21 protein-coding genes and 1 pseudogene are annotated in these 18037 nt (G+C 64.6%); 13 read left to right on the forward strand and 9 right to left on the reverse strand.

Translation table 11 applies throughout. From position 1 onward, the window contains the following. Window positions 1-102: 102 nt before the first annotated feature. Window positions 103-1140, reverse strand: a pseudogene (locus AC0L3X_RS02740) (aminotransferase-like domain-containing protein); the annotation flags it as partial. Between the two features lie 75 nt (window positions 1141-1215). Here AC0L3X_RS02740 and AC0L3X_RS02745 point away from each other — a divergent pair. From AC0L3X_RS02745 to kynU, 5 genes are all read left to right on the forward strand, one after another. After that, window positions 1216-1941, forward strand: a complete 726-nt coding sequence (locus tag AC0L3X_RS02745; RefSeq protein ID WP_135216865.1) for a pyridoxamine 5'-phosphate oxidase family protein — start codon at window positions 1216-1218, stop codon at window positions 1939-1941. A gap of 52 nt (window positions 1942-1993) precedes the next feature. Continuing rightward, window positions 1994-3271, forward strand: coding sequence for an ArgE/DapE family deacylase (locus AC0L3X_RS02750; protein ID WP_135216866.1), 1278 nt, complete (start codon window positions 1994-1996; stop codon window positions 3269-3271). Window positions 3272-3643: 372 nt separating this feature from the next. Continuing rightward, the gene (locus tag AC0L3X_RS02755) at window positions 3644-4453 is read left to right on the forward strand and encodes an alpha/beta hydrolase (RefSeq protein ID WP_135216867.1); all 810 of its coding nucleotides are present in this window, start codon (window positions 3644-3646) and stop codon (window positions 4451-4453) included. Between the two features lie 34 nt (window positions 4454-4487). Continuing rightward, window positions 4488-5327 carry a tryptophan 2,3-dioxygenase gene (gene kynA / locus AC0L3X_RS02760; RefSeq protein ID WP_135216868.1) on the forward strand — a complete coding sequence of 280 codons (840 nt, stop codon included), beginning with the start codon at window positions 4488-4490 and terminating at the stop codon, window positions 5325-5327. 7 nt (window positions 5328-5334) lie between these two features. Beyond that, window positions 5335-6537 carry a kynureninase gene (gene kynU / locus AC0L3X_RS02765; protein ID WP_354131228.1) on the forward strand — a complete coding sequence of 401 codons (1203 nt, stop codon included), beginning with the start codon at window positions 5335-5337 and terminating at the stop codon, window positions 6535-6537. A 180-nt stretch (window positions 6538-6717) separates the two neighbouring features. Here kynU and AC0L3X_RS02770 read toward each other — a convergent pair whose 3' ends face one another. Beyond that, the gene (locus AC0L3X_RS02770; RefSeq protein WP_354131229.1) at window positions 6718-7506 is read right to left on the reverse strand and encodes a cobalamin-binding protein; all 789 of its coding nucleotides are present in this window, start codon (window positions 7504-7506) and stop codon (window positions 6718-6720) included. A gap of 119 nt (window positions 7507-7625) precedes the next feature. Here AC0L3X_RS02770 and AC0L3X_RS02775 point away from each other — a divergent pair, with 119 nt between their 5' ends. Both AC0L3X_RS02775 and AC0L3X_RS02780 read left to right on the forward strand, forming a co-directional pair. After that, window positions 7626-8027, forward strand: coding sequence for a PaaI family thioesterase (locus AC0L3X_RS02775; RefSeq protein WP_028157491.1), 402 nt, complete (start codon window positions 7626-7628; stop codon window positions 8025-8027). A gap of 162 nt (window positions 8028-8189) precedes the next feature. Beyond that, window positions 8190-8801, forward strand: a complete 612-nt coding sequence (locus AC0L3X_RS02780) for a GNAT family N-acetyltransferase (RefSeq protein ID WP_028147806.1) — start codon at window positions 8190-8192, stop codon at window positions 8799-8801. 78 nt (window positions 8802-8879) lie between these two features. On the opposite strand, the gene AC0L3X_RS02785 is transcribed toward AC0L3X_RS02780, so the two are convergent. The 3 genes from AC0L3X_RS02785 to AC0L3X_RS02795 form a co-directional block, all read right to left on the reverse strand. Continuing rightward, on the reverse strand, window positions 8880-9185 hold the full coding sequence (locus AC0L3X_RS02785; protein WP_135216870.1) for a hypothetical protein: 306 nt from the start codon (window positions 9183-9185) through the stop codon (window positions 8880-8882). Window positions 9186-9270: 85 nt separating this feature from the next. Further along, on the reverse strand, window positions 9271-9570 hold the full coding sequence (locus tag AC0L3X_RS02790) for a putative quinol monooxygenase (protein WP_135216871.1): 300 nt from the start codon (window positions 9568-9570) through the stop codon (window positions 9271-9273). A gap of 25 nt (window positions 9571-9595) precedes the next feature. Continuing rightward, window positions 9596-10282, reverse strand: a complete 687-nt coding sequence (locus tag AC0L3X_RS02795) for a DUF2161 domain-containing phosphodiesterase (RefSeq protein WP_135216872.1) — start codon at window positions 10280-10282, stop codon at window positions 9596-9598. A gap of 143 nt (window positions 10283-10425) precedes the next feature. Here AC0L3X_RS02795 and AC0L3X_RS02800 point away from each other — a divergent pair, with 143 nt between their 5' ends. Beyond that, entirely contained in the window at window positions 10426-10773 is a 348-nt protein-coding gene (locus tag AC0L3X_RS02800) for a GrlR family regulatory protein (RefSeq protein WP_354131230.1), read from the forward strand. Here AC0L3X_RS02800 and AC0L3X_RS02805 read toward each other — a convergent pair. Both AC0L3X_RS02805 and AC0L3X_RS02810 read right to left on the reverse strand, forming a co-directional pair. Further along, the gene (locus AC0L3X_RS02805) at window positions 10770-11450 is read right to left on the reverse strand and encodes an SDR family oxidoreductase (protein WP_354131231.1); all 681 of its coding nucleotides are present in this window, start codon (window positions 11448-11450) and stop codon (window positions 10770-10772) included. The two genes, AC0L3X_RS02800 and AC0L3X_RS02805, sit on opposite strands and share 4 nt — an antisense overlap. Before the next feature lie 23 nt (window positions 11451-11473). Then, entirely contained in the window at window positions 11474-12217 is a 744-nt protein-coding gene (locus AC0L3X_RS02810) for a tyrosine-protein phosphatase (protein ID WP_354131232.1), read from the reverse strand. Window positions 12218-12286: 69 nt separating this feature from the next. On the opposite strand from AC0L3X_RS02810, the gene AC0L3X_RS02815 reads away from it, so the two are divergent. Further along, window positions 12287-12613 carry an MliC family protein gene (locus AC0L3X_RS02815; protein WP_166105761.1) on the forward strand — a complete coding sequence of 109 codons (327 nt, stop codon included), beginning with the start codon at window positions 12287-12289 and terminating at the stop codon, window positions 12611-12613. A 111-nt stretch (window positions 12614-12724) separates the two neighbouring features. On the opposite strand, the gene AC0L3X_RS02820 is transcribed toward AC0L3X_RS02815, so the two are convergent. Beyond that, a complete protein-coding gene (locus AC0L3X_RS02820; RefSeq protein WP_028147811.1) occupies window positions 12725-12928 on the reverse strand; it encodes a DUF2735 domain-containing protein in 204 nt (67 codons plus the stop codon). 535 nt (window positions 12929-13463) lie between these two features. On the opposite strand from AC0L3X_RS02820, the gene AC0L3X_RS02825 reads away from it, so the two are divergent. From AC0L3X_RS02825 to AC0L3X_RS02840, 4 genes are all read left to right on the forward strand, one after another. Then, window positions 13464-14498 carry a glutamine synthetase beta-grasp domain-containing protein gene (locus AC0L3X_RS02825; RefSeq protein ID WP_038943077.1) on the forward strand — a complete coding sequence of 345 codons (1035 nt, stop codon included), beginning with the start codon at window positions 13464-13466 and terminating at the stop codon, window positions 14496-14498. A gap of 197 nt (window positions 14499-14695) precedes the next feature. Next, window positions 14696-15397 (forward strand): GrlR family regulatory protein, encoded by a 702-nt coding sequence (locus AC0L3X_RS02830; RefSeq protein WP_071914523.1) that lies wholly within the window; start codon window positions 14696-14698, stop codon window positions 15395-15397. An 18-nt stretch (window positions 15398-15415) separates the two neighbouring features. Continuing rightward, window positions 15416-16099 (forward strand): substrate-binding domain-containing protein, encoded by a 684-nt coding sequence (locus tag AC0L3X_RS02835; protein ID WP_354131233.1) that lies wholly within the window; start codon window positions 15416-15418, stop codon window positions 16097-16099. Window positions 16100-16131: 32 nt separating this feature from the next. Beyond that, window positions 16132-16953 (forward strand): tetratricopeptide repeat protein, encoded by an 822-nt coding sequence (locus AC0L3X_RS02840; RefSeq protein ID WP_354131234.1) that lies wholly within the window; start codon window positions 16132-16134, stop codon window positions 16951-16953. 1 nt (window position 16954) lies between these two features. Here AC0L3X_RS02840 and AC0L3X_RS02845 read toward each other — a convergent pair whose 3' ends face one another. Beyond that, the gene (locus AC0L3X_RS02845) at window positions 16955-17413 is read right to left on the reverse strand and encodes a hypothetical protein (protein WP_354131235.1); all 459 of its coding nucleotides are present in this window, start codon (window positions 17411-17413) and stop codon (window positions 16955-16957) included. Window positions 17414-18037: the final 624 nt, after the last annotated feature.

Here is an 18037-nt window from a genome sequence, read left to right on the forward strand (position 1 = left end):
CGCCCCCCCGATACATATCAAATTGGTATGCGGGGGCCTGTTTTATTTTATAAAAATCTCCTCCTCCTCCTGGCCGGGGTCACGGGGGGGGGGGGGGGCGCGCGCGGCCGTGACGTCCGCGATCAGCCGCTCGGGCAGCGCGCAATAGCCGATGCGCAGGCCCGGAAACAGCGTCTTGGCGAACGTGCCCATATAGATCACGCGCTGGAGATGATCGATGCCGGCAAGCGACATCAACGGCGCGCCGTCATAGCGGAACTCGCTGTCGTAATCGTCCTCCAGCACGAAGGCGCCGGCCTGCTTCGCCCAATCCAGCAGCTCCAGCCGTCGCGGCATCGACATCTGCACGCCCAGCGGAAACTGGTGCGACGGCGTCACATAGGCCGCGCGTGCGGACGATACGGCGGTGCGGCCCTTGGCGACACGTATCCCGTGCTCGTCGACGGGGACGGGCACGGCGCGATAACCGCAATGCCAAATGGTGTTTCGCGCGGCGGGGTAGCCCGGGTCCTCGCACCAGACCTGATCGTTGGGCCTCAGGATCGCGCTCAGCACGATGCGCAACGCGTGCAGCGTGCCCGAGGTCAGCATGATCTGATCGGGGTCACAGCGCAGGCCACGCGCTGACAGCAGATGATCGGCGATCGCGGAGCGCAGCTCGCGGCTGCCGCGGGGATCACCATAGTGCAGATGCTCAGGTCCGAACGCGCGCATGCGCCGTCCGAGGAAGGCACGGAAGCGCTGCACCGCGCGCTCGTCGATATGGGTGCAGCCGAGCGAGAACGCGCCCTGCCGCGGTGCTTCGACCACGGCCTTCGGCTTCTTCGAATCGGCCGCAGGCGCCGGAATGCGCGCGGCGACGAAAGTGCCGGAGCCAACGGTCGCGTCGGCAAAGCCGTCGGCGATCAGCCGCTCATAGGCAGTGACGACGGCGTTGCGGCGGAAGCCGGTCTGCTTGGCCAGTGTCCGCGACGGCGGCAGCGGCTCGCCGGGTTTGACGAGGCCAGAGACGATCATGTCGCACAACGCCTGGTACAGCCGGTGCGCCGACGACGCGACCGCGGTGATGTGCGGGCCGGTGAGGTCGAGGGGCAACTCCGCCTTGGCGGGCGCGGGTGAATTGGTTGGAATTTTTCGCATGGAATTGGCACTATCGCAGACCAAATCCGCGGTTACAACTCTCCTGGAATTGTTCCAAGCCCGACAGGAGCGGCCGTGAGCCAAACTGAAAGCCAGAATTCCTATCCGACGTCAGCGCGCAACCAGGTCAAGCGCCGTCACGACCGCGGCTTCTACGATCACGACACCGTTCACCGCATCCTGGATTCCTCGATGCTCTGCCACGTCTCCTATGTCATCGACGGCCAGCCCTATTGCACGCCGACCTTCTTCTGGCGCGAAGGGACAAAACTCTATTGGCACGGCTCGAGCGCGAGCCGCATGCTGCGCAATCAGACCAGGGGCGAGCGCGTCTGCCTCACCGTTGCCCATCTCGACAGCCTCGTGCTGGCGCGTTGCGGCTTCAACCATTCCGCCGACTACCGCGCCGTGATGGCGTTCGGCACTGCCTATCTCGTCACCGATTCCGAGGAGAAGGAGCGGGCGGTGATCGCCATGGTCGATCGCTTCTTCCCGGACCGCACCGCGACCCTGCGTCAGAGCAACACGCAGGAGATCAAGGCGACCTCCTTCATCGCGATGGAGATCGAGGAGGCCTCGGCCAAAGTCCGCGCCAAGGGTGTCGCCGATGACGACGAGGACTACGAGTTGCCGATCTATGCCGAGTGCATCCCCGTGCGCACCGTCTTGGGCGCGCCGGAGCCGTGCTCGCGCCTGCTGGATGGTGTAACCCGGCCTGCGACGCTGAATGGCTATTCGGAAGGCCGGCTGCTCGAAGATGCATTGCGGGATGCTTATTTTGTGGAGTACCCGAACGGCTGAAATCGGCTAGCTTGCGCGCACCATTGACCAATTGGATGCTTGGAGTTGCCTGATGAATGCCGAAACGCAGCAGAGGATTCTTGACGCCGTCGATGTCGGCTTCGAAGCCCAGCTTGCGACCACAAGCGATTTCGTTGCGATCCCTTCGACCCGCGGGGCCGAGGGGCCGTGCCAGGACATGATCGGCGACCTCCTGCGCGAACGCGGCTACGAGGTCGACGACTGGCACATCGATGTCGATGACCTCAAGGATCTGCGTGGTTTCGGTCCGATCGAGCACGATTTCTCCAAGGCGCGCACGGTGGTGGGCACCTACCGCCCGCAAACGAACGGCGGCAAATCGCTGATCCTCCAGGGGCACTGCGACGTGGTGCCCGCGGGGCCGCTGGAACTGTGGGACACGCCGCCATTCTCGCCGGTCATCAAGGACGGCAAGATGTTCGGCCGCGGCGCCTGCGACATGAAGTCGGGCACGATCGGCGCGCTCTACGCGCTGGATGCGATCAAGGCGGCGGGTTTCAAGCCGACGGCGCGGATCCACTTCCAGTCCGTGATCGAGGAGGAGAGCACCGGCGTCGGCGCGCTCTCGACATTGCAGCGCGGCTATCGCGCCGACGCCTGCTTCATCCCGGAGCCGACCGGCGGCAAGATGGTGCGCTCGCAGGTCGGCGTGATCTGGTTTCGCCTGCGCGTGAAGGGCCATCCGACCCACGTTGCCTTCGCCGGCTCCGGCGCCAACGCAATCATGGCGGCCTATCATTTGATCCAGGCGCTGCAGAAACTCGAGATCGAATGGAACGAGCGCGCGAAAGCCGATCGGTACTTCAAGACGCTGAACCATCCCATCAACTTCAACCCTGGCATCATCAAGGGCGGCGACTGGGCCTCCAGCGTGCCGGCCTGGTGCGACGTCGATTGTCGTATCGCCGTCCTGCCGGGCTGGTCGATCGCCGATCACCAGAAGGAGATCATGGCCTGCGTTGCGGCTGCCGCGCGCAACCACCGCTTCCTCGCCAACAATCCGCCGGAGGTCGAATGGTCGGGCTTTTTGTCGGAGGGGTATGAACTGACCGACGCCGCGGCGCCCGAGGCCGCGTTCGGCAAGGCCTTCAACACCGTCTATGGCGGCGAAATCCAAGACCTCGTCTTCACCGCGCTCACCGACACCCGCTTCTACGGTCTCAATCACGGTATCCCGAGCCTCTGCTTCGGCGCGAGCGGCGGCGAGATGCACGGCTTCAACGAATTCGTCGACCTGGAGTCGCTGAAGAAGTCGACCAAGGCGATGGCCCTGTTCATCGCGGATTGGTGCGGGGTGGAGAAGGCGTAGGTCTCTCCGCCGTCATTGCGAGGAGCCCTTGCGACGAAGCAATCCAGAGCGTCGCTGCGGAAGCAGACTGGATTGCTTCGCTGCGCTCGCAATGATGGGCGGACGGTCCTGTAGGGTGGGCAAAGGCGCCCTTGCGCCGTGCCCACCATCTCTCTTCGATCTTGCGCGAAAGGGTGGGCACGCTTCCGCCTTCGCTCTTCGAGCTACGGCGGACAAATCGCTTTGCCCACCCTGCGGCACCTCGGTTGGAGCGCCCACTGCCTGAAACACGGGCGCGATCAAATACTTTAAGCTTAAAAGAAAGACTAGGACGCCGTCCTGACTGGTGGCAGACTGGCGCCCGGTTCGACGGCCGAATCCTAGGGTGTCACGATGCGCGATTGGGATGATGCTTATGCCAATTCGGCCCATATCCCGGGCTCGGACAAGATGCCGGCCCAATGGGCGGAGCGGGCGGCGGCTTACCGCGCCGGCCTGAAAGACTTCCGCGCGGACGTCTCCTACGGCCCGGGCGAGCGCCAGCGTCTCGACCTGATCCTGCCCGACGGCGACAGCAAGGGCCTCGTCGTCTTCGTGCACGGCGGCTACTGGATGCGCTTCGACAAGTCGACCTGGACCGATCTGGCCGAAGGCGCGCGGCATCACGGCTGGACGGTGGCGCTGCCGAGCTACACGCTGACGCCGGCCGCCCGCATCTCCGACATCACCGCAGAGATCACCGCCGCGATCGCCAAGGCGGCTTCGCTCGTTTCCGGCCCGATCCGGCTCGCCGGCCATTCCGCGGGCGGCCATCTCGTCACGCGCATGCTGTGCAACGACAGCCGGCTCGAGCCTGCCGTCTACAACCGCATCGCCGGCACGCTCTCGATCAGCGGCTTGCATGATCTGCGACCGCTGCTCAAGACGAAGATGAACGACACGCTACGCATGACCATGGAGGAGGCGACGCTTGAAAGCGCGGCGCTGCACCTGCCGCTGGGACATTCGCCGGTCACGGCCTGGGTCGGCGGCGGTGAGCGGCCCGAATTCATGCGCCAGTCCGATCTGATCGCCAATGTTTGGACCGGTTTCGACGTGCCGACGCGCCTCGTCGTCGATCCCGGGCTCAACCATTTTACGGTGATCGACGGACTGAAGGATCCGTCGTCCCCGATCACCGCGCGCCTGATCGGCCTCGACTGACGCGGCGAGGATCGATCGATCGAAAGGGCCTGCCATGACGTCCAGCGATTACGATCCCACGAGCGAAGGCGCCGAGACCGATTTCGCCCGGCGTATGTCCTACGGCGACTATCTGGCGCTGGACGCGATCCTCGGCGCGCAGCATCCGCTCTCGGAGGCCCATGACGAGATGCTGTTCATCATCCAGCATCAGACCACGGAGCTGTGGATGCGGCTTGCCATCCACGAGCTCAGCGCTGCGCGCCGCGCCATCGCCAGGGACGAAGTGCAGCCCGCGATGAAGATGCTGGCGCGGATGTCGCGCATCTTCGAGCAGCTCAACGGCGCCTGGGACGTGCTGCGCACCATGACTCCCAGCGAGTATACGCGTTTCCGCTCGCAGCTTGGCCAGTCCTCGGGCTTCCAGTCGCGCCAGTACCGGCTGATCGAATTTCTGGTCGGCAACCGCAACCACGCCATGCTCAAGCCGCACGCGCACGACGTGGAAACGACCAGGGTGCTCGAAGGCGAGCTTGCCACGCCGAGCCTGTACGACGAGGTGCTGCGGCTCGCCGACCGCAACGGGCTCAAGATGCCCGCGTCCGTGCTGGCGCGCGACGTTCGCGAAACCCACAGCTTCAACGAGGGCGTGCTCCAGGCCTGGCGGATCGTCTACGAAGCGCCGGAGACGCATTGGATGCTCTACGAGCTTGCCGAGAAGCTGGTCGACTTCGAGGACTACTTCCGGCGCTGGCGCTTCAACCATGTCACGACGGTCGAGCGCGTCATCGGCTTCAAGCGCGGCACCGGCGGCACCGGCGGCGTCAGCTATCTCAAGCGCATGCTGGAGGTCGAGCTGTTCCCCGAGCTCTGGCGCGTCCGCACGATTCTGTAGAGATCCCATGACCAAGCTTCGCGTCTATGACGACACCAGGGCCTTGTTCCATTTGCCTGAGGGCGTGATCTATCTCGACGGCAATTCGCTCGGCGCGCTGCCGCTGGGCGTTGCCGAGCGCGTCGGCAACGTCATCACGGCCGAGTGGGGCAACGAGCTGATCCGCGCCTGGAACAGTGCGGGCTGGTATGCCCAGCCGCGCCATGTCGGCGACCGCATCGCGCGATTGGTCGGTGCGGAAGCCGGCTCCGTGATGGTCGGAGACACGCTGTCGCTCAAGGTCTACCAAGCACTCGCCGCCGCGCTCGACATGAACGCCTCGCGCAAGGTGGTGCTATCGGACACCGGAAACTTTCCGACCGATCTCTACATGGCCGAGGGCCTGATCGCGACGCTCGGCCGCGGCCATCAATTGCGCCTGGTGGCGCCGGAGGAGATCGAGGCCACGTTGTCGGAGGAGATTGCGGTCCTCTACATCACCGAGGTCGACTATCGCACCGGACGGCGCCACGACATAGCGACGCTCACCGCGAAGGCGCATGCGCTCGGCATCGTCACGGTCTGGGACCTCGCGCATTCGGCCGGCGCGCTGCCGGTCGATCTCGCTGGCTGCGGTGCCGATTTCGCCGCCGGCTGCACCTACAAATATATCAACGCCGGCCCCGGCGCGCCGGCCTTCCTCTACGTCGCGCCGCGCCACGCCGACGGCGTGCGCGCCGCGCTGTCGGGGTGGATGGGCCACGCCAAGCCGTTTGCGTTCGAGCTTGGCTACGCGGCGGCCGGCGGCGTCGAGCGCATGCGCGTCGGCACTCCGCCGGTGCTCGCAATGGCGGCGCTGGAGGCCTCGCTCGACATCTGGGACAGGGTCGACCTTCGTGAGGTCCGTGCGCGTTCGCTCGCCCTTGGCGATCTCCTGATCGCCGAGGTCGAACGCCGCTGCCCCGAGCTCAAGCTCGTCACCCCGCGCGCGCACGAGCACCGCGGCTCACAAGTCTCCTTCGCGTTCGACGGCGGCTACGCCGCCATGCAGGCCCTGATCGCCCGTGGCCTCATCGGCGATTTCCGCGCGCCTGACATCATGAGGTTCGGGATTACACCGCTCTACATTGGGGAGAGCGAGATCATGCGAGCAGCCGAGATCATCGAGGAGGTGATTGCAGGCGAGGTCTGGCGTCGGCCGGAATATCAGGTCGTGAACGCGGTGACCTGAAGAAGGTCTCGTGCCCCGGACGCGGCGCAGCGCCCCCGGCAATGCGAAGCATCGTCCGGTGCGGTGCGCTGCAGAGCCGGGGCCCACGCTGCACTGAACTCCGTATCGAGACGGGTCCCAGCTCTGCGCAGCAACGCTGGCGCGTTGCAGCGCGTCCGGGACACGAGAGCCGCGATCAAGCTATTTGAGTCTACCCCACAAGGCCGTCACGATCGCATCGAGCCCATCCGTCAGCGCCGCCGGCCCCGGCTGCAAGATGATCGGCGACTTGATCTCGACGATGCGGTCGTCGCGCACGGCGGGGATCTCGTTCCAGCAATCGCGCGCGCGGATGCGGGCAGGGACGACCTTCTTGCCGCACCAGGAGGCAAGGATCACGTCGGGCGCTGCCTCGCGCACCGCCTCCGCCGAGACGATGCGATCCTTTGCCGCCTGCCGATGTCGCAATTCCTGAAACACATCCTGACCGCCGGCGATCTCGATCAACTCGGACACCCAGCCGATGCCGGAGATCAACGGATCGTCCCATTCCTCGAAATAGACCTTTGGCCGCGCCGAGGGGCGAGGTGTTGCCGCCATCTCTGCGAGGCGCCGTTCGAGATCACGGGCAAGGCCTTCGGCGCGTTCAGCGGCGCCGACCAGCGCACCAAGTGTCCGGATCATCGCCAAAATCCCGGCGATGTCGCGCTGGTTGAAAACATGGACGTCGACGCTCGCGCGCACGAGATCGGCGACGATGCCGGCCTGGAGGTCGGAGAAGGCCAGCACCAGCTCCGGTTCCAGCGCCAGGATCTTCGGGATGTCTGCGGAGACGAAGGCCGACACCCGCGGCTTCTCCCGCCGCACCTGGGGCGGGCGGACGGCGTAGCCGGAGACACCGACGATGCGGTCCTGCTCGCCGAGCAGGTACAGCGTTTCGACCGTCTCTTCGGTCAGGCAGACGATGCGGCGGGGCGGGAAGTGGCGCATGGGAAGAGCATATGCGCAAATGCCGTCGCCGATGTCAGCAGGGCCATTACCTCGGACGTCATTGCTTTGCCGCCCGAAGCAATTCACGCTGAAACAACAATGAATTGGGAGGAGATCCGATGACGCCGCTCGAGAAACTTAAAGCGATGAAGATGCCGTTTGCCGAGCTCAAGGGCGTCGAATTCGTCGAGGCCGAGAAAGACCGCGTGGTGGCGCGGATGACGGTCAGGCCCGACCTCTGCACACTCCACCACACCATCCACGGCGGCGCGGTGATGGCGCTCGCCGATTCCGTCGGTGCCGCCGCGACCGTGATCAATCTGCCGGAGGATGCCAAGGGCACCACGACGCTCGAGAGCAAGACCAACTTCATCGGTGGGGCGAAGGAGGGAACCACGGTTATCGCCACGGCTACACCGGTCCATCGGGGACGGCGGACCCAGGTCTGGAGCACCCGGCTGGAGACCGAGGACGGCAAGCTGGTTGCCGTGGTGACCCAGACCCAGCTGGTCCTCGTATGACTACGGGGGCTTGATTTTATTAACGAATTGGTCGCTTTCGATGCCTGAAACTTGGGCAGGTTCCCGTCTTGAAAAATATGCTGCGACGCACAATATTGGGGGCCTAGGGATTCGAACGCCTCCTCGAGGGACACCAAGAGGAGTTTTGACGTGGTACTTGACGTGGTACTTGAAGACACGACCCGCACGACGCCCGTTCCGGGCTATGTGCGGACCTTGAGCCAGCAGGAAGAATTGCCGCTTCTGCGCGATCACCTCCTGAGGCTTGATTCCGCAAGCCGGCACGACCGTTTCAACGGCTTTCTCGACGACAGCTTCATCGAGCGTTACGCCGCCCGCTGCGCCGAGGACGGCACCGTGATTGTCGCCTACATCGTCGACGGCGTGGTCCGCGGTGCGGCCGAGCTGCATCCGCCGGAGGACGATTCGTTGCCGGAGGTCGCCTTCAGCGTGGAAGCCTCGGCACGGCGCCAGAATGTCGGCACCATCTTGTTCAGCCGGCTGATCGCGGAAGCGCGCTGGAAAGGCTACAAGCGCCTGCGCATCACGACCGGCGCCGAGAATCACGCCATGCGGGCGCTCGCCAGGAAGTTCGGGGCGAATCTGCAATTCCGTCATGGCGAATCGACCGGCACGATCGATCTCGCCAAGACGCCCGAGGCCGAGCTCGCTGAACTCGCGGCCTCGCCCTTCACGGCCGGCCGCGCTCTTCTCAGCTTCAACTCGACCTGCTGGAAGATCATCTCCAGCATGTACGGCAATCGCGCCGCCTAAATCTAAAAGCGGACTGGAATCAAAAAGCGGACCGGCAAAACCGGTCCGCTTTCGTATTTGAGATGGGGAATTGAGCGCTCAGGTACCGGTGCGCTTGTCGTTGCCGAAGCGGCGGACGACACGGCGTTCGACCACCACCGAGCGCTGCGCACCCTGTTCGCCTGCGATCACGCGCGTGGCGGTGATGCGGCCGTTGGTGCGGGCCTGCTTCTTCACCTCGGCCTGCACGATTTCGAGCGGCATCCCCATCAGCGCTGCCGCGATCTCCGCCTGCTGCTCGTGATCGTCGGTGATGCCGACGGCGGCGAAGATCGCCTCGTCCAGGGTCGGCGGATCGTGGCGCACGCGCCGCGTGCCATATTTGGTGTTCCAGTCTGCGCTCATAACGGCCTCGGTTTGATGCCGGGATACCTAGTGCCGGAGATGTTGCATTGCAATATGAATTTGGTGTGGCATCACAGCTATGCGCTCACAGCTTTTCGAGCCTGTCGGCCTCATAGAGGTCGAGCGTGGTCGGCCCCGTGGCCAGCGAGCGCAAGGTGCGCACGAACTCGCCGGATGCAGGTACCGCAAAGTGGGCGGCGAGCGCGGTGCGGTCGGCCCATTGCTCGAAGAACACCAGCCTGAGCGGGTTCTCGCAGTCGACATGCACTGCATGTGAGATGCAGCCGGGTTCCTGTCGCGACCGATGAACATGCTCGAGGCTCAGGCGGCGCGCCTCGTCGAACGTTTCGGTGCGGACCGTTACGCTGCCAGTCACAACGATCATGCGATGTCTCCCGACGTGATTTCCGCTAGGGCGGCGATGCCTCGCGGGGCGTCTCTTTCATCGGTGCCTGCGGCCAGCGTGTCAGCGCCGCGTGTCCGGCCTCGGTCAGCCCGTAGATTCCCCGCTCAACGCGTTCGAACCAGCCATACACATTGCTAAGCAAGATCTTGCCGGCATCGGGACAGCGTTCGCGCAGTTCGCTCACGCGCCGCGGACCTCCCGCGAGCGCCGAGGCGCAGGCCAGCGCCTGCTGGCGATAGGCCGTCATGATCGGCGCGCGGGTGCTGCCACCGAGCACGGGATCGCCCTGGCGGCGCTGATGTTCGGCGACCAAGCGCGAACGGACCTTCGGCTCGCGGCGCGGCGCTGCCGTCGGCGGCTTCACCAGCACCTCGACCTGGCCGCGGTCAGTCACCCCAAGCATACCGAAGCCGAGGCGGCGGCAGAGATTGCGATAACGCGCATCGCTCTCGCGCCCCTTGCCGCGGATCGACATTTTTGCGGCGATCCAGACCTCGTCGGCTGCCGATGCACGATCGACCGCCTGGAGGATCAGCTCGAGATTGAAGGCGAGCTTGAGCTCGCCGATCACCACCACAGGCGGATCACCGGCGCTGAGACCGACGAGGTCGCAGCCGCCGATCTCGCCCTTGACCGTGAAGCCGAGCTCTTCGAGGAAGCGTTTGACGGGTAGATAAAGCGCGGTTTCCAAGGAAAGCGTCCGGGTCTTGCGTTCCGATCCGAGAATCAGTCGCGGCCAGTCTAGCCCGGAACGCAGTTGTGGCTCTGCGCCATTTGATCGGGAACCGATGGTGCGGTTATCCTGCGACCGGGACAGTCGGGCGCTTTACGAAGATGACGATCAGGAATGGCCTCTATCACATTCGCATCGAGATGCTGGATGCCGTCCAGGGCGGCAACCAGGGCGTCATGGTCCTGCGCGACGGCACCATGCGAGGTGGCGATTCATTCTTTTTCGCTTACGGCACCTACACCTCGGCCGACGGCAAGTGGAAGGGCGAGCTGACCAACGAGGAGCATTCGCCTTCGTTCGACGAGCGCCCGGTGTGGGGCCGCAAGGTCGTGACCATCGGATTCAGCGGCACCTACGCCGACGAGACCGCCTATGGCGAAGGCATTGCGCTCGCCGGCAAGCAGAGCATCCGCTTCAAAGGCAATCTGCGGCTATTAGTGCCGGACTAGACGCGGCCGCTCACCGGGATCAGCGCGCCGGTGACGCCGCTCGCGGCCTCGCTGGCGAGGAAGAGGATCACCTCGGCGAGTTCCTGCGGTGTCACCCATTTGGAGAAATCCGCTTTCGGCATGTCGGCGCGGTTGGCCTTGGTGTCGATGATCGACGGCAGCACCGCATTCACGGTCACCTTGCCCTTCCACTCGTTGGCAAGCGCCTCGGTGAGGCGATGCACGCCGGCTTTCGACGCCGCATAGGGGCCCATGCCGGAACCTGCCTGAAGCGCGCCCATGGCGCCGATATTGACGATGCGGCCGGCCCCGGATGCGGCGAGATGCGGCAGCGCCGCGTGCGAGGTGTTGAGGGCCGTCAGCACGTTGAGCGCATGCATGCGCTGCCACGTCTTGATGTCGCCGTCGCCCACGGTCTCGATCGCGAAGCCGCCGGCGATGTTGATCAGCGCATCCAGCCTGCCGAACTGCTTTGCCGCCGCCTCGACCGCCGTCTTCGCTTGCGCTGGGTCGGACAGATCGACGCCGCCGATCTCGATGCGCTCGGGCGTTGCCGACATCTGCGAGGGTGCGTGATCGATGCCGGCCACACGCGCGCCGCGCGCCAACGCTGTCTCGGCGACAACCTTGCCAAGTGCGCCGAGCGCGCCCGTCACGATCAGAACCTTGCCTTGCATCGTCGTTCTCCCGGCACGGCCGCTTACGATTGCAGATAGCGCGCCTTCAGCGCCGTTTGCTCCGGTGTGCCGAGCTTGAGGCCGTCGCGCAAGTAGGTTTCGAGATCGCCATATTCGTTGGAGACGGCCTCGAAGGCAGCACCAAGATATGAGGCTTCGACGCTGCCGATCGCATCGAGGACGTCGGCGGGAAGATCGGAAGCGTTCGATGCGTCCCGCTTGTAGTGCTGGTTGGTCAACAGGTAGTCCTCGGCAATGACCTCGTCGGTCACGCCGAGCGCATGCAGGATCAGCGCGCTTGCAAAGCCGGTGCGGTCCTTGCCGGCGGTGCAGTGGATCACCAGCGGCGCGCGGTCTTCCAGGAGATGGCCGAACAGCGCGCGAAAACTGTGCGTGTTGTGGCGGACATAGTTGCGGTAGGACTCCCGCATGAGTTCGAGCGCGACCGGCGCGGTGAGCCTGCCCTCAGCAAGCTCGGCGCGCAGCGCGGCGACGACCGTCGGCTCGATCGGCAGCGAATGCACGGTGATCTCGTTCACGACGCAGACGCCGGCCGCGCGCTCCTCGACGCCGCGAAAATCGAAGGCGCTGCGCACGCCCAGCGCACGGACGATCTCGACGTCGGCGGGCGTGAGCTGGCCGAGATGGTTGGAGCGGAAGATGTGGCGCCAGCGCGTGGTGCGGCCATCCGAAGTCGGATAGCCGCCGAGGTCGCGAAAATTGCTGGCGCCTTGCAGGGCGAGGTGGCGGGCAGGGGAATCTGGCATGAGATCAGCTTGGGTTATGTTTCCACTGGACGCACTACGGCGTCCTTGAGTGCATTCAAGGGGGCAATCATGAGCCGGCACAAGGCCATTGTTTTGGCGATCACCATGCTGTCGGGCGGAATTATCGGTGCGGGACAGGCGGACGCGCAGACGTTCCGGACCTATCGCTGCGCCGATGGTACGCAGTTCATCGTGGGATTTTATGACGATGACAAACGCGCCTTCCTCCAGATCGACGGCGAACCTGTCACGCTGAAGAAGCGGCTGGCGCTTTCTGGCACCCGCTATTCGGGGGCAGGGATCACACTGAGGATCGGCAAGACCGGAGCGACCACGGTCCAGCATCTGAAGCGGCCGGTCACTTCCTGCACGGTGATCGAAAAGCCCGCGCTCTAACCGGAAGTCCAGCAGGAATCAAAAAGGGCCGAAACCTCGTTGTTTCGACCCTTTTTCAAACTTCCGTCGGACGCTTGCGCGCGCGCGGCGGTATCATACCAAACACAAACATTAGCGTTCCCATTTGGGCTTTGCTTCGTCGACCGCATCCTGGTGGTACCAGCTGTCGCTGCAGATCGAGACGTTCGCAGGAAGCGAAGCATGATCGGCGGGAAGACGGGTGTCGCCATAGCGGCGTCCGGCGAGAGCCGCGCGGCCCCCGACAGGGAATTGGTAGATCGTTGCAGATCCGTGATTCAGACCATTATTCATCATTGCGATTGCTCCTGGGTCGAAGCGCCTTGGCCTCCATGGTGCGCCCGACTCGTTCGATTGTGGTTACTGGATTCCCCATATCGGCCGCGCATCCCGAATTGGAAAGTGCTGAAAAGGAAATCAGTTGCTGCCCAATCTGTAGGCAGGTGACCCTCTGCACCCCCTAAGGCACCGTGTCGGTGGCTAACGCCTGGGCCATTCCAAAGGTTGCTAGGCAGAGGCGCAGGACTTTGCGAAAGTTGCTGGACGTTGATGCGCGTTTCATCGGCAACCTCCGGCAACGGTGCGTCTGCTCCAGAATCAGGCGTTTTCCGCGGGATTTTTGCAGTGCAGCTTCACGCGAAGGTGCGCGGCTATGACGCACGCCGCCGGGGACGGTTTGCCGTCGGGGGCCGATCCCGGCCGCGGTGGAAAACCTCCCGCGCTGCGGCCTTTTGGCACGCAAAATGCTTGTAGAGGGTCGGCCGATGATGGCCGGGTACAAACGTGCGGGGGCTCTCAACCCCACCTTTCGCATCATCTACAGAGAGGCTCAATGACCAAGTATAAGCTCGAGTACATTTGGCTCGACGGATATACGCCGACTCCGAACTTGCGCGGCAAAACACAGATCAAGGAATTCGCGTCGTTCCCGACGCTCGAGCAGCTTCCGCTCTGGGGCTTCGATGGCTCCTCCACGCAGCAGGCCGAAGGCCACAGCTCCGATTGCGTGCTGAAGCCGGTCGCCGTGTTCCCGGACGCCGCGCGCACCAACGGCGTGCTCGTGATGTGCGAAGTCATGATGCCCGATGGCAAGACCCCGCACGCCTCCAACAAGCGCGCCACCATCCTCGATGACGCCGGCGCATGGTTCGGCTTCGAGCAGGAATACTTCTTCTACAAGGACGGCCGTCCGCTCGGCTTCCCGGCCTCCGGCTATCCGGCGCCGCAGGGCCCGTACTACACCGGCGTCGGCTTCTCGAACGTCGGCGACGTCGCCCGCAAGATCGTCGAAGAGCATCTCGACCTCTGCCTGGCTGCCGGCATCAACCATGAAGGCATCAACGCGGAAGTCGCGAAGGGCCAGTGGGAATTCCAGATCTTCGGCAAGGGCTCCAAGAAGGCCGCTGACGAAATGTGGATGGCCCGCTACCTGATGCTGCGCCTGACCGAAAAGTACGGCATCGACATCGAGTTCCACTGCAAGCCGCTCGGCGACACCGACTGGAACGGCTCGGGCATGCACGCCAACTTCTCCACCGAGTACATGCGTACGGTCGGCGGCAAGGAGTACTTCGAGGCGCTGATGGCGGCCTTCGACAAGAACCTGATGGACCACATCGCCGTCTACGGCCCGGACAACGACAAGCGTCTGACCGGCAAGCACGAGACCGCGCCGTGGAACAAGTTCAGCTACGGCGTTGCCGATCGCGGCGCGTCGATCCGCGTTCCGCACTCCTTCGTCAACAACGGCTACAAGGGCTATCTGGAAGACCGCCGTCCGAACTCGCAGGGCGACCCATACCAGATCGCTTCGCAGATCCTGAAGACGATCGCGTCCGTGCCGGCCGACAAGAAGGCCGCGGCCTAAGATCCTCCCGGCCCGGGCCGGGGGGCTGGCCCGGGTTGGTCTTCAATCCGCCGGAGCCGAAAAGGCTCCGGCGGATTTTTGCATTCCGATGACAGCCGTTGTTGTGGGTCTGCCGGCCATGCCGGCTTGAAGTCTGTCCATCGCCGGCGAAACCGGGATAGAATGCCCCGGGATGCGCGGGGCCGGGGACACGGCTGGTGTTTGAAGGCTTCTACAAGGTGCGATTTCAGCTCGGCGACGCGGTCGGCCGGAGCGTGATGCATGTCGGCAATGGCAAGATGCTCGGCGGCAATTCGGCCTTCGCTCATATCGGCACCTATGAGAGGACCGAAGCCGGCGTCGACATCGTCATCAAGACGGTCCGCCACAACCCGGACCCGAACTACCGCGCCATGGCCGGCACCGACGATGCGACCTTGCTTGCGAAAGGCTGGGCCGACGGCGATCTCTATCGCTTCAAGGGCGAGCTGAAAGAGCTGCCCGGCGTGCCCTTCCAGTCGGTGATGACGCCGATCACCGAAGACGAGGTGCCGATCGCGGGCGGCGTCGGGGAGGCCGGCATCGCCGACGGGCTCTATTCGATCCACCTTCGCATGCTCGACGGCGTCGATGGCGGCCTGACCGGCGTGATGTTGCTCAACCAGGGCCGCATCCTCGGCGGCGATGCCTCGTTCTACTATCTCGGCAGCTACACCGCGGCCAAGGGGCGCTGGAAGGGTCAGATCCTCAACCAGGAGCACACGCCGGCCAAGGACGATCCGATCTTCGGCGGCCATGAGGTCGGCATCGGTTTCTCCGGCACCTATGACGCGGAGCAGGCAGTGCTGGAGGCAACGGCGCTCGCCGGCAAGCGCAGCCTGCGCCTGACCGCCGCGCTCAAGCTGATGCACCGCGCCTGATCGCGACAGGAATAGCCCATGGAAAACATTCGCATGCTCTCGACGCTCGGCCTGATGGGCGCGATGCGCAGCCTGTCCTCCGCCTTCGAGGCCGCTCACGGCATCCATGTCGATGCCGACTTCGCGCCAACCCTGGCACTGCTGGAACGTCTGCGCGACGGCGAGCCCGCCGATCTCGTCATCCTGACCCGTGAGGGGCTCGACGAGATGATCGGCGATGGCCGCGTGGCCGCGGGTAGCGCGGCCGATCTGGCGCGCTCCTTCGTCGGCGTGGCCGTGCGGGCAGGGCAGGCGCATCCCGACATCTCCAGCGAAGCTGCATTGCGCAAGTCGCTGCTCGCGGCGCGATCCGTCGCCTATTCGCGGCTGGGCGCGAGCGGTGTCTATTTCGCCCAGCTGATCCAGCGATGGGGCATCGCAGCCGAGATCAACGCCAAGGCCACCATCGTCGAGCAGGGCTTTACGGCGGAGCGGCTCGTCAGCGGCGAGGCTGACCTCGCCGTGCAGCAGATCAGTGAGCTGAAGCAGGTCGAGGGCATCGAGGTCGTCGGCCCGATCCCGCACGATTTGCAAACACCGGCCGTGTTTTCCGCCGGCCGCATGGCCAACGCCAGACATGCCGAAGCGGCCGATCGGCTGCTGCGCTATCTGGCATCGCCGGAGGTCGTCCCGGTGCTGCGCCAATCGGGACTCGAGCCTTGAATTTGCCGGAGCAGAGACGCAACGTGGCGCCCATGCGGACTTGTCTCCTTGCCATCCTCCTCGCGCTTGCAGCGCCGTTATCGGCGCATGCGCAGTCGGCCGATCTCGTCCTGTGCGACCGGCTGGCCGCCGATCCCAGCGACCCCGACAAGCCGGCCGATGTGAAGGGCGTGACGGAGCTTGCTGCATCCGACATTGCGACCGCCGTCAAATTCTGCAAGCAGGCCGCACCGTCGTCGCGGCGCGCGATGTTCGCGCTCGGCCGCGCCTATGCCGCCAACCGGCAGACGGCGGAGGCGATCGCTGCCTGGCGCAAGGCGGCCGACAAGGGATCGAGCGCGGCGATGGTCGAGCTCGGCGTCGCCTACGGCACCGGCTCCGGTGTTGCGAAAGACGAAGCACAAGCGCGAAAGCTGTTCGAGAAGGCTGCGCAGGCCGGCAATCCTCGCGGTGTCAGCAATCTTGCTGCGCTCGGCGGCGCTGGCGGTGCTGCGCCGGCCGATCCCGCACAGGCGCGCGCGCTGCTCGGCAGGGCGGCCGAGACCAACGCGGAGGCGCAGTACCAGCTCGGCCTGATGCTCTCCAACGGCAACGGCGGCGAGAAGGACGACGTCGCGGCGCGCGCGATGTTCGAGAAGGCGGCGGCGCAAAACCATCCCGGCGCGCTGGAGCGGATGGGCGCCTTCGCGCAGGAAGGCCGCGGCGGCGCCAAGGACAAGGACGCCGCCAAGGCCTATTACGAGCGCGCTGCCGCGCTCGGCGACGAGGACGCCAAGAAGGCGCTGGAGCGGCTGCGCTGCCCCTATGCGATCAAGGACAAGCAGGGCAAGCTCGTCACCACGCTGTGCTTCTAGCTCACTTGTAGTAGTAGGCGACGTTGTTGCGGGCGTCGCGATAAGTCGTCTCGAGAAAGTCCGGATATTGAGCGGCCGCGCGCGCGACGGCGCGCACGACGCACTCCCAGAAATCGCCGTTCCAGTTGAAGTGCTCGAAGGTGGCATCTTCGAACTTCACGGCGGTGATGATGGCCTGCCGGATTGCTGCGTCATCGGCGCGTGGATGGGCGCGCTTCACATAACCGAACATCGGTCCCTCATGGGCGTGGTCGCGGTCGTAGCGGTATTTCTCGGCCATCTGCTGCGGGGTGAGGGTGCGATAGACGCGCACCTCTTCGTCGGTCGGGCGTCCGTCGAGTGTGTTGAACCGGTAGCGCCGGCACCAGAGCTCGAAGGCCGCATCGAGCAGCGGCTGCTTTGCAGCGCTGGCGATGATCGCTGCGATCTGCGCTTCGGCTGAAGGCTCTGTCTGGTTCATGCCGCTTTGTCGTGCGCTCGCTCCGGCGGGTTCGAAGGGGCCTCAAGGATGAACCAGCTCCGGCACGGGCCGTTGAACCACAACATGAGGAGGGCCGCCCGGGATCGCACGAAACAAAAAAGTCAAAAACAATCCCATGCACAGTAGCCAAGTCGTCGAAATCACTAAGTTCGTATTTTACGAAAATCAATTGACCCGTCGGGCAAAACAGGGGCATGATGGCATCATGCGGCGAGTGGGCTCCGCTCCCGGCCCTGCGCTGAAAAGCCGGATGACCTCGGTGCGTCTGAGTTCGTAGCGCATGATTCGAGGCTCCAGTTTCGGGGCTTGAATCATGTCCGCGGTGATACCATCAAGCCGCATTGGCCCTGCGAGGCGCCGCTAACTGGTTCGACCTGGTCGCGAATGACCCGCAACGGACCTCGCCTCTTAAGCCAACTGGTGACGTTCATATCCTGTCCGCGTTCCTCCTGTGATATTAATGACGCAATCGGCCAGATACGGCGCGCACTTTGTCGGAAGACCGATATTAGTCGGACACCGCGATGTTCCCCCGCTAAACCTGATACCGCAGAGCCCCGCTTAACGGGTCCATGCGCGACGGGCGCCGCAACGGCGCAACGG

The sequence above is a fragment of the Bradyrhizobium sp. MI1.7 genome (assembly GCF_055811795.1).

Bases quoted from the DNA above. Each gene is read 5' to 3' on its own strand.
- AC0L3X_RS02750 (WP_135216866.1), top strand. From the start codon at position 1,994: ATGAATGCCGAAACGCAGCAGAGGATTCTTGACGCCGTCGATGTCGGC.
- AC0L3X_RS02755 (WP_135216867.1), top strand. From the start codon at position 3,644: ATGCGCGATTGGGATGATGCTTATGCCAATTCGGCCCATATCCCGGGC.
- kynA (WP_135216868.1), top strand. From the start codon at position 4,488: ATGACGTCCAGCGATTACGATCCCACGAGCGAAGGCGCCGAGACCGAT.
- kynU (WP_354131228.1), top strand. From the start codon at position 5,335: ATGACCAAGCTTCGCGTCTATGACGACACCAGGGCCTTGTTCCATTTG.
- AC0L3X_RS02770 (WP_354131229.1), bottom strand. From the start codon at position 7,506: ATGCGCCACTTCCCGCCCCGCCGCATCGTCTGCCTGACCGAAGAGACG.
- AC0L3X_RS02775 (WP_028157491.1), top strand. From the start codon at position 7,626: ATGACGCCGCTCGAGAAACTTAAAGCGATGAAGATGCCGTTTGCCGAG.
- AC0L3X_RS02785 (WP_135216870.1), bottom strand. From the start codon at position 9,185: ATGAGCGCAGACTGGAACACCAAATATGGCACGCGGCGCGTGCGCCAC.
- AC0L3X_RS02790 (WP_135216871.1), bottom strand. From the start codon at position 9,570: ATGATCGTTGTGACTGGCAGCGTAACGGTCCGCACCGAAACGTTCGAC.
- AC0L3X_RS02800 (WP_354131230.1), top strand. From the start codon at position 10,426: ATGACGATCAGGAATGGCCTCTATCACATTCGCATCGAGATGCTGGAT.
- AC0L3X_RS02805 (WP_354131231.1), bottom strand. From the start codon at position 11,450: ATGCAAGGCAAGGTTCTGATCGTGACGGGCGCGCTCGGCGCACTTGGC.
- AC0L3X_RS02810 (WP_354131232.1), bottom strand. From the start codon at position 12,217: ATGCCAGATTCCCCTGCCCGCCACCTCGCCCTGCAAGGCGCCAGCAAT.
- AC0L3X_RS02815 (WP_166105761.1), top strand. From the start codon at position 12,287: ATGAGCCGGCACAAGGCCATTGTTTTGGCGATCACCATGCTGTCGGGC.
- AC0L3X_RS02820 (WP_028147811.1), bottom strand. From the start codon at position 12,928: ATGATGAATAATGGTCTGAATCACGGATCTGCAACGATCTACCAATTC.
- AC0L3X_RS02825 (WP_038943077.1), top strand. From the start codon at position 13,464: ATGACCAAGTATAAGCTCGAGTACATTTGGCTCGACGGATATACGCCG.
- AC0L3X_RS02835 (WP_354131233.1), top strand. From the start codon at position 15,416: ATGGAAAACATTCGCATGCTCTCGACGCTCGGCCTGATGGGCGCGATG.
- AC0L3X_RS02840 (WP_354131234.1), top strand. From the start codon at position 16,132: ATGCGGACTTGTCTCCTTGCCATCCTCCTCGCGCTTGCAGCGCCGTTA.
- AC0L3X_RS02845 (WP_354131235.1), bottom strand. From the start codon at position 17,413: ATGAACCAGACAGAGCCTTCAGCCGAAGCGCAGATCGCAGCGATCATC.